Raw genomic sequence first — 7768 nt, forward strand, 5'->3', positions numbered from 1 at the left:
CTGGTCGAAGCCAATGGCGGCACCGTGATTGCAGCAGTCGACCCTGCCCGCATCCCACGCGCCACCAAGAACCAGGCCGAGATCAACGGTTCGCGCGCCGCGCATCGGCGTGATGGCGCGGCTGTGGCAAAGCTGCTGTGCTGGCTGGAGCGGCAAAAACCCGGCTCGCTCGACGAGATATCAGTCGTCACCAGGCTGGAGGAGTCGCGGCGGCAGACCGGCGAGGAAACCCAGATGCCGCTGCGCGACGTCTCCTTCGACACCATTTCCGGCGCCGGCCCGAACGGCGCCATCATGCACTACCGCGTATCGCGCGCCACCAGCCGCAAGCTGCAGGTCGGCGAACTGTTCCTGCTTGATTCCGGCGCGCAGTACCAGGATGGCACCACCGACATCACCCGCACCGTGCCCATCGGCCAGCCGACCGAGGAAATGCGCGAACGCTTCACGCTGGTGCTGAAAGGCATGATCGGCATCTCTACCTTGCGCTTCCCCGCCGGCACGCGCGGTTCGGAAATCGATGCCGTCGCCCGCATGGCGCTGTGGAAGCACGGCTGCGACTTCGCCCACGGCACCGGCCATGGCGTCGGCTCGTATCTGGCTGTGCATGAAGGGCCGCAGCGCATTGCCCGCACCGGCACCGAAAAGCTGCTTGAAGGCATGATGCTGTCCAACGAGCCGGGCTACTACAAGGAAGGTTCCTACGGCGTCCGCATCGAGAACCTCATCCTGGTGACGCCGGCTGAAGAGGTCGAGGGCGGCGACATCGCCATGCACGGCTTCGAGACGCTAACGCTGGCGCCGATCGACACCAGACTGGTGCGGTCGGATCTGTTGACGCGCGAGGAGCTGCACTGGCTCGACACATACCACGCGCGCGTGCTGGCCGAGATCGGGCCGATGCTCGACGGCGAGACGCTGGCCTGGTTGGAAAAGGCGACAGCGCCGCTGCCGCATGACGCGAAGATTTGAGGTGAGCTTCTTTCTCCCCGTTTAGGGGGAGAAATGCCCGGCAGGGCAATGAGGGGCGGCACCAGCGTTCGAAAACAATCGCGCTCGCAGGATCAGCCGACGAACTGCCGCGCCACGATCAGTACCGCCGCACCCGCCAAGAACATCGCCATCAACCCACCGCGCAGTGACACGACGGCGGTGACGACCAGCGCCGCCCATTCCGCCGGCCCGGCGTTCAACAGCTCCGGCGCCACCAGCGTCGTCAGCACCGCAGCCGGCACGGCGTTGAGACCGGCTTCCACACGCGGATGGATGGTGTCGAAGCGAGAGATGACCAGATGTCCGCCGATCCGTGTCAGATAAGTGGCGATCGCGCCGGCGATGATGATCCAGAATGTCGTGCTCATGGCCGTGCCTTCACGCCGCTGTGGTGAGGTGGCAGGATGACCGCCAGCAGCACGCCGGCAATCGCGCCGATCGAGACATGCCAGGGCGAGCCCACCGTCTTGTAGGCGACGATGGAGGCGGCCGCACTGGCAATCACCACCGGCAGCCACAGCGGCCGCTTGCGAAAGCCCATCACCAGGCCGAGGAAATAGATCGGCAGCAGGAAATCGATACCCAGCGCGTGCGTATCGGGGATCAGTTTGCCGAACACCGCGCCGAGCGCGCTTTCGATCACCCAGAACACATAGACCGGCAGGCCAAGTCCCAGATACCAGGCAAAGCCGACCGTCTGGCCGGATTGCGCCCGCGCCTCGGCCACCGCGAATTGCGGGTCGGTGAGGATGAAATAGCCGAGCGCTTGGCTGATGACGGGCCAATGGGCGATGCGCCGGCCGATGCCAGCGGAATAGAGCACATGGCGGAAATTGACGGCGAAGATCGACAGCACGATCAGCCACGGCGCCACGTGCTGGCCGAACAGCTGGATGCCGACCATCTGGCTGGCGCCGCCATAGACCAGTGCGCTCATCAGAAAGGCTTCCAGGACCGAGAAGCCATTGTCGACGGCGAGCGCGCCGAACAGCACCGCAAACGGCGCCGACGCCACCACGACAGGCATCGAGAGCCGCACGCCTTGCCAGAAATCGCTTTTCGCACCGCTCTCGGAAATTACGTCCGTCGCCATCGACCACTCCTGATGCATGTCGCCCAAAAGTGCGTAGCGGTTTTGGGACAACGACATGCACAACAACAAGGGAATGGCGGTATGTAGGTGGCGCGGCCTGCCGTGTCACACGAATTCGCTTGAGCCAAATGATCAGCGGAAATGATCGTGATGGCGCCTTGTCGAAGGGCTAGAAGGCGAGAACCTTACCCTCGATAGCCCTGCCCCAGTCGAGCAGCGGCTTGGCGCGCAAGGTGAAATCGACGAGTTCGTCGACCAGATCAGCCGTATGGATTCCCGCCGGATCGATAACATGCTGGACGACAAAATGCCGGTGGCGTATGGCGGCGACCAGGTCAGCATCGCTGATATGCTCGAAGCCGCGCGGCGTACGCTTCATGCGGCCTTCCGTCTCGAGTTCAAGACGGTTCTTCTTCAACGCCGCCACCAGGGCGCGAAACCTGTCCGGCTTTGCCGCGATGGCTTTGCGCATGGCCAGCAACAGCGTCGGCTCCGGCTGCCACCAGGCAATGTCGGCGAAGCAGCGCTCGAGCCCGATATGCACATAGAACACGCCCTGCTCCATCTTGGTGCCGTCGGGCGACAGGATGGCCGACAGATGCCGGTTGTAGGGCCGCTTGTCCTTGGCGAAGCGCACGTCGCGGTTGATCCGGAACAGCGACTTCTTGCGGTCGCCGCGCAGGCCGAGCCCGGCCTTTGCGAAGCGCTCGGTCAGCGTGTCGACCAGATCACTGAACGGATCGCGCAACTCCTTTTCGAACAGGTCGCGGTTTTCCAGGAACCACTCGCGGCTCTGGTGGAAATCCAGCGCCTTCAGGAACGGAATGGCCTTTGGCCCGAACCCTTTGAATGCGCCGTCCATCACGCCTTGCCGATCCGCACCAGCCAGGCATCCTCGTCGATCACCTCGATACCGAGTTCGCTGGCAAGCTTGAGCTTGGAGCCGGCCCCCGGTCCGGCGACCACCAGGTCCGTCTTGGCCGAGACCGAGCCCGCGACCTTGGCGCCGAGGCGCTCGGCCATCGCCTTGGCTTCGGAGCGTGTCATCTTCTCCAGCGAGCCTGTGAACACGACCGTCTTGCCGGCGACCTCGCTGTCGGCTGAGACGTTGACGACATACGGCTTCGGCTTGACCTGCATGAGCAGCGCATCAAGCACGTCGTCATTGCGCTCATTGCCGAAGAAATCGCGCAACGCGTCGATCACCGTGTCGCCAATGCCGTTGACCGATGGGAAGACGCTGTGTGGATCGGCTGCGGCCGCTGTCTCCTTGCCGACGCGGATCAGCTCCTCGATGGTCGAGAACGTCCGGGCAAGCACCGCCGCCGTCGTTTCGCCGATATGGCGGATGCCGAGCGCGAAGATGAAGCGGTCGAGTTCCGGCTCGCGGCGCGAATCGATGGCCGTGAACAGCTTGTCGAGACCCTCATAGTTGCGGTCCTCGACGCTGCGCACATTCTTGCGCGTCTTGCCCGATGCAGCCTCGCGCTGCCTGGCCTGCTCCTCACGCCGCTCCGCCAGCGCCCTGGTGACGGCCGGGCGGCGGTCCCTGAGCGTGAAGATATCGGCGGCGGTCTTGATCAATCCCGCATTGAAGAAGGTATCTATGTTTTCGGCACCAAGGCCTTCGATGTCCAGGGCACCGCGTGACACGAAGTGGCGCAATCCTTCCACCGCCTGCGCCGGACAGATCAGTTCGCCGGTGCAGCGGCGGCGCGAATCTTCCTTGCCGGTCTTCTCATTGATCTCGCGCGTCGCCGGCGAGCCGCAGATCGGACAAGTGTGGGGGAACTCGTATGGCACGGCATCGGGCGGCCGCTTGTCGATGACGACGCTGACGATCTGGGGAATGACGTCGCCTGCCCGCTGGATCACGACCGTATCGCCGATGCGAACGTCGATGCCGTCGCGGATCGGCTGACCCGTGCTGTCCAGGCCTTTGATGTAGTCCTCATTGTGCAGCGTGACATTCTCGACCACGACGCCGCCAACCGTGACCGGCGCCAGCCGCGCAACCGGCGCCAGCGTGCCGGTGCGGCCGACCTGGATGTCGATCTTCTGCACGGTCGTCATCGCCTGTTCGGCCGGAAATTTGTGTGCAACCGCCCAGCGCGGTTCGCCGGTGACGAACCCCCATCTGCGCTGCAATTCCAGCTGGTCGACCTTGTAGACGACGCCGTCAATGTCATAGCCCAGCGACGAGCGCTGCTCCTCGATGAGGCGATATTGGGCGACCAGATCATCGACCGATTTCGCCCTGACCATCAGCGGACTGATCTTGAACCCCCACTCGGCGAATTTCTGCACCGAATCATATTGGGTCGGAGCCGGATCCGCTGTCGTGTAGCCCCAGGCATAGGCGAAGAATTTGAGGTTGCGGCTGGCGGTGACGGATGGATCTTTCTGACGCAGCGATCCGGCCGCCGTGTTGCGCGGATTGACGTAGTCCTGACCGCCGACCGCCGCCGACCGCTGCTTCAGCGCCTCGAATTCCGCATAGGTCATATAGACCTCGCCGCGTATCTCGATGATTTCGGGCCAGCCCGAGCCCTTGAGCCTCGCGGGGATGTCGGCGATTGTCCGCAGGTTGGCGGTGATGTCTTCGCCGACAGTGCCGTCGCCCCGCGTTGCGCCCTGCACGAACACGCCGTTTTCGTAGCGCAGCGAAGCCGACAGCCCGTCGATCTTCGGTTCGGCCGTGAAGGCGATGTCGAGATCCTTGTCGCGATCGAAGAATCGCCGGCCGCGCTCGATGAAATCGGTGACATCGTCGTCGGTATAGGCCTTGGCAAGGCTGAGCATCGGCACGGCATGGCGCACCTTGGTAAAGCCCTCCGCGGGTGCTGCACCAACCCTGAGCGATGGCGAATCCTCGCGCACCAGCGCCGGAAAGCGCTCCTCGATAGCAAGGTTGCGCCGTGCCAGCGCATCATACTCGGCATCGCTTATTACAGGCGCATCTTCGGTATGATAGCGCCGGTCGTGCTCGGCGATCTCTTCCGCCAGGCGCTTCAGCTCGGCTTCGGCCTCGCTCTCACTGAGCGAATCGACAGGTTTTTCAGCCATGCTTTCCTCCCCCGAACTTTGGCCCGCCACAATAGATCAGGATTTTGGGAAAAGCATTCCTGAACAGCGGGATGGAGCCATATCCTGACTCGATCCCTGACACCCCTCGTTCTTATGCCGTGGTGTTTTCACGCAGCAGCCGCTCGGCTGCGGCGCGCGCCTCGTCGGTAATGGTGGCGCCGGCCAGCATGCGCGCGATCTCTTCCTGCCGCGCCGGCCGGTCCATCTCGGCAATGCCGGTGGCGACACGGTCGGTGGTGCCGGATTTGGAGATCAGGAAATGCGTCGCCGCGCGCGCCGCCACCTGTGGCGCGTGCGTAACCGAGAGCACCTGGACGCGCTTCGACAGCCGCGCCAGCCGCTGGCCGATGGCGTCGGCGACAGCGCCGCCCACGCCAGTATCGATTTCATCGAACACCAGCGTTGGCGCCGAGCCACGATCAGCCAGCGCCACTTTCAGCGCCAAAAGGAAGCGCGAAAGCTCGCCGCCGGACGCCACCTTCATCATCGGCCCGGGCCGCGTGCCGGGATTGGTGCGCACCCAGAATTCGATCTGATCGATGCCCTCTTCCATGCGGCTCTCGGCATCGCTCTTCATTTCCACAATGAAGGCAGCGCGTTCGAGCTTCAGCGCCGGCAATTCGGCCATGACCGCCTTGGTCAGGCCGACCGCAGCCGCATGACGAAGCGAGGACAGCTGCGCGGCGGCAATGTCATAGGTCTCGCGCGCGGCAGTGGCCTGCTTTTCCAGCCCGTGCAAGCGCTCCTCGCCGGCATCGAGATCGGCGAGATCGGCCGACATCGTGTCGCGCAACTGCGCCAGGTCGTCGACGGCGACGCTGTGCTTGCGCGAAGCCGCGCGCAGCGAAAACAGCCGCTCCTCCGCCTTCTCCAGCCGCTGTGGATCATATTCGGTGGCGCGTAGTGCGGCTTCAACGCCCGATTGCGCCGCGTCGAGCGACAGCATCGCCTCGTCGAGTGACTTGACCACTTCGTCGAGCAGGCCGGGCGCCTCGGTCACCTTGCGCTGCAGCCGTCTCAGCAGGCTGGCCAGTTGTGGCAAGGGCGAGGACGGGCCGGACAGCACATCCTGCGCATCATGGATTTCGGAGGCGATCTTCTCGGCCCGCATCATCGATGCGCGCAGTTCGGCGAGATCGGTCTCTTCGCCCGGCTGCGGATCGAGCTTGGTCAGTTCGGCCACCGCCGCTCGTAGATAATCGGCCTCGCGAGCGGCCGCCGCCACCTTGGCGCGATGACGCGACAGCTCCTGCTCGCTGACGCGCCAGTGCCGCCATGCCTCGCCGGCCGAGCGGACGGCGCCGAGATGGCCGCCGAAAGCGTCGAGCACCTCGCGGTGCGCGCCGGGATCGACCAGCGCACGTTCGTCATGCTGGCCGTGGATCTCGACCAGCGCGCGGCCGACATCGCGCATCAGGGTGACGCTCGAAGGCTGATCGTTGACGAAGACGCGGGTACGGCCATCCGCCGTCTGCAGGCGGCGCAGGATGATGTCGCCGTCATCCTCGATGGCGTTTTCGGCAAGCAGCGCGCGCACCGGATGGTTGCGCGGCACGTCGAATACGGCGATGACCTGACCTTGCGCCGCGCCATGGCGCACCAGCGACGCGTCGCCGCGCGCACCGAGCGCCAGCGACAAGGCATCGAGCAGGATGGATTTGCCGGCGCCGGTTTCGCCGGTCAGCACCGAAAGACCCGGCTGGAAGTCGATATCCAGCTTTTCGATCAGGACGATATCGCGGATCGACAGTCTGGAAAGCATCAGAACCCGAATCTAGAACGGCACGCGACCATTTGCAGTCGCAGCGCCGCACTATCTTTTTGTTTGAGCGTCGGATCAATCCGAAAAGCGCTGTGAACGCTTCAGTCGATGCTCAGACGTCAGGCGCCGGTGATCATCTTTCCGGCCTTGGATATCCACGACCCGGCATTTTCGCGCGGTGCAAGCCCATTGCTCTGCAGCAGCTTGTAGGAATCCTTGTACCACGAGCTGTCGGGGTAGTTGGTGCCGAGCACGGCGGCCGCGGTCTGTGCCTCCGAGGTCAGGCCCATCGCGTAATAGCTTTCGGTCAGGCGAGCGAGCGCCTCCTCGACATGGCGCGTGTTGGAATAGTTCTCGACCACGGTGCGGAAGCGCTTGACGGCAGCGATATATTCGCGGCGCTCGAGATAATAGCGGCCGATCTGCATTTCCTTGCCGGCCAGCTGATCGTTGGCGAAGCGCATCTTTTCCTTGGCGTCGTCGACATATTCCGATGTCGGCCAGCGCGTCACCAGGTCCTGCATCGTCTGAAGGGTCTGGCGCGCTTCCTTCTGGTCCTGCGTCACGTCCTTGATCTGGCGGTAATAGCTCAAGCCGATGATGTATTGCGCATAAGCGGCGTCATCGGTCGACGGATAGAGCGTGAGATAGCGCTTGGCCGAGCCGATCGCCTCGTCATAATTGCCCTGGCGGTAGTCGGCGAAAGCGCCCATCACCATGGATTTGCGGGCCCACTCCGAATAGGGGTGCTGGCGGTCGACGGCGTCGAACTTGCGGCTTGCCTCCTGCAGGCGGCCGGCATTGAGGTTGGCGAGGCCCTGATTGTAGAGAAC

7 protein-coding genes are annotated in these 7768 nt (G+C 63.9%); 1 reads left to right on the forward strand and 6 read right to left on the reverse strand.

Translation table 11 applies throughout. The features are described from left to right. Nucleotides 1–972 (forward strand): M24B family metallopeptidase (locus EN993_RS27165; RefSeq protein ID WP_127265304.1); only part of this gene is annotated, 972 nt, incomplete at its 5' end. Nucleotides 973–1064: 92 nt separating this feature from the next. Here the strand turns inward: EN993_RS27165 and EN993_RS27170 are convergent. The 6 genes from EN993_RS27170 to EN993_RS27195 all read right to left on the reverse strand — a co-directional run. After that, a complete protein-coding gene (locus tag EN993_RS27170) occupies nt 1065–1361 on the reverse strand; it encodes an AzlD family protein (protein WP_013530970.1) in 297 nt (98 codons plus the stop codon). Continuing rightward, the gene (locus EN993_RS27175) at nt 1358–2086 is read right to left on the reverse strand and encodes an AzlC family ABC transporter permease (protein WP_126069549.1); all 729 of its coding nucleotides are present in this window, start codon (nt 2084–2086) and stop codon (nt 1358–1360) included. Before EN993_RS27175 ends, EN993_RS27170 begins: the two co-directional genes overlap by 4 nt. Before the next feature lie 169 nt (nt 2087–2255). After that, complete coding sequence (locus EN993_RS27180; protein WP_127265305.1) at nt 2256–2948, reverse strand: TIGR02453 family protein; 693 nt, start codon at nt 2946–2948, stop codon at nt 2256–2258. Continuing rightward, nucleotides 2948–5152 (reverse strand): NAD-dependent DNA ligase LigA, encoded by a 2205-nt coding sequence (ligA, locus tag EN993_RS27185; protein ID WP_109668232.1) that lies wholly within the window; start codon nt 5150–5152, stop codon nt 2948–2950. Before ligA ends, EN993_RS27180 begins: the two co-directional genes overlap by 1 nt. A 112-nt stretch (nt 5153–5264) precedes the next feature. Further along, complete coding sequence (recN, locus tag EN993_RS27190) at nt 5265–6935, reverse strand: DNA repair protein RecN (RefSeq protein ID WP_127265306.1); 1671 nt, start codon at nt 6933–6935, stop codon at nt 5265–5267. Nucleotides 6936–7054: 119 nt separating this feature from the next. Beyond that, the coding region (locus EN993_RS27195) for an outer membrane protein assembly factor BamD (protein ID WP_164757834.1) at nt 7055–7768 on the reverse strand (714 nt) is incomplete at its 5' end.

Origin of the sequence: Mesorhizobium sp. M7D.F.Ca.US.004.01.2.1, from assembly GCF_003997785.1 — a bacterium.
Lineage (GTDB): Bacteria > Pseudomonadota > Alphaproteobacteria > Rhizobiales > Rhizobiaceae > Mesorhizobium > Mesorhizobium loti.

Coding starts and splice junctions, on each gene's coding strand:
- recN (WP_127265306.1), bottom strand. CDS start 6,935: ATGCTTTCCAGACTGTCGATCCGCGATATCGTCCTGATCGAAAAGCTG.
- EN993_RS27175 (WP_126069549.1), bottom strand. CDS start 2,086: ATGGCGACGGACGTAATTTCCGAGAGCGGTGCGAAAAGCGATTTCTGG.
- EN993_RS27170 (WP_013530970.1), bottom strand. CDS start 1,361: ATGAGCACGACATTCTGGATCATCATCGCCGGCGCGATCGCCACTTAT.
- EN993_RS27180 (WP_127265305.1), bottom strand. CDS start 2,948: ATGGACGGCGCATTCAAAGGGTTCGGGCCAAAGGCCATTCCGTTCCTG.
- ligA (WP_109668232.1), bottom strand. CDS start 5,152: ATGGCTGAAAAACCTGTCGATTCGCTCAGTGAGAGCGAGGCCGAAGCC.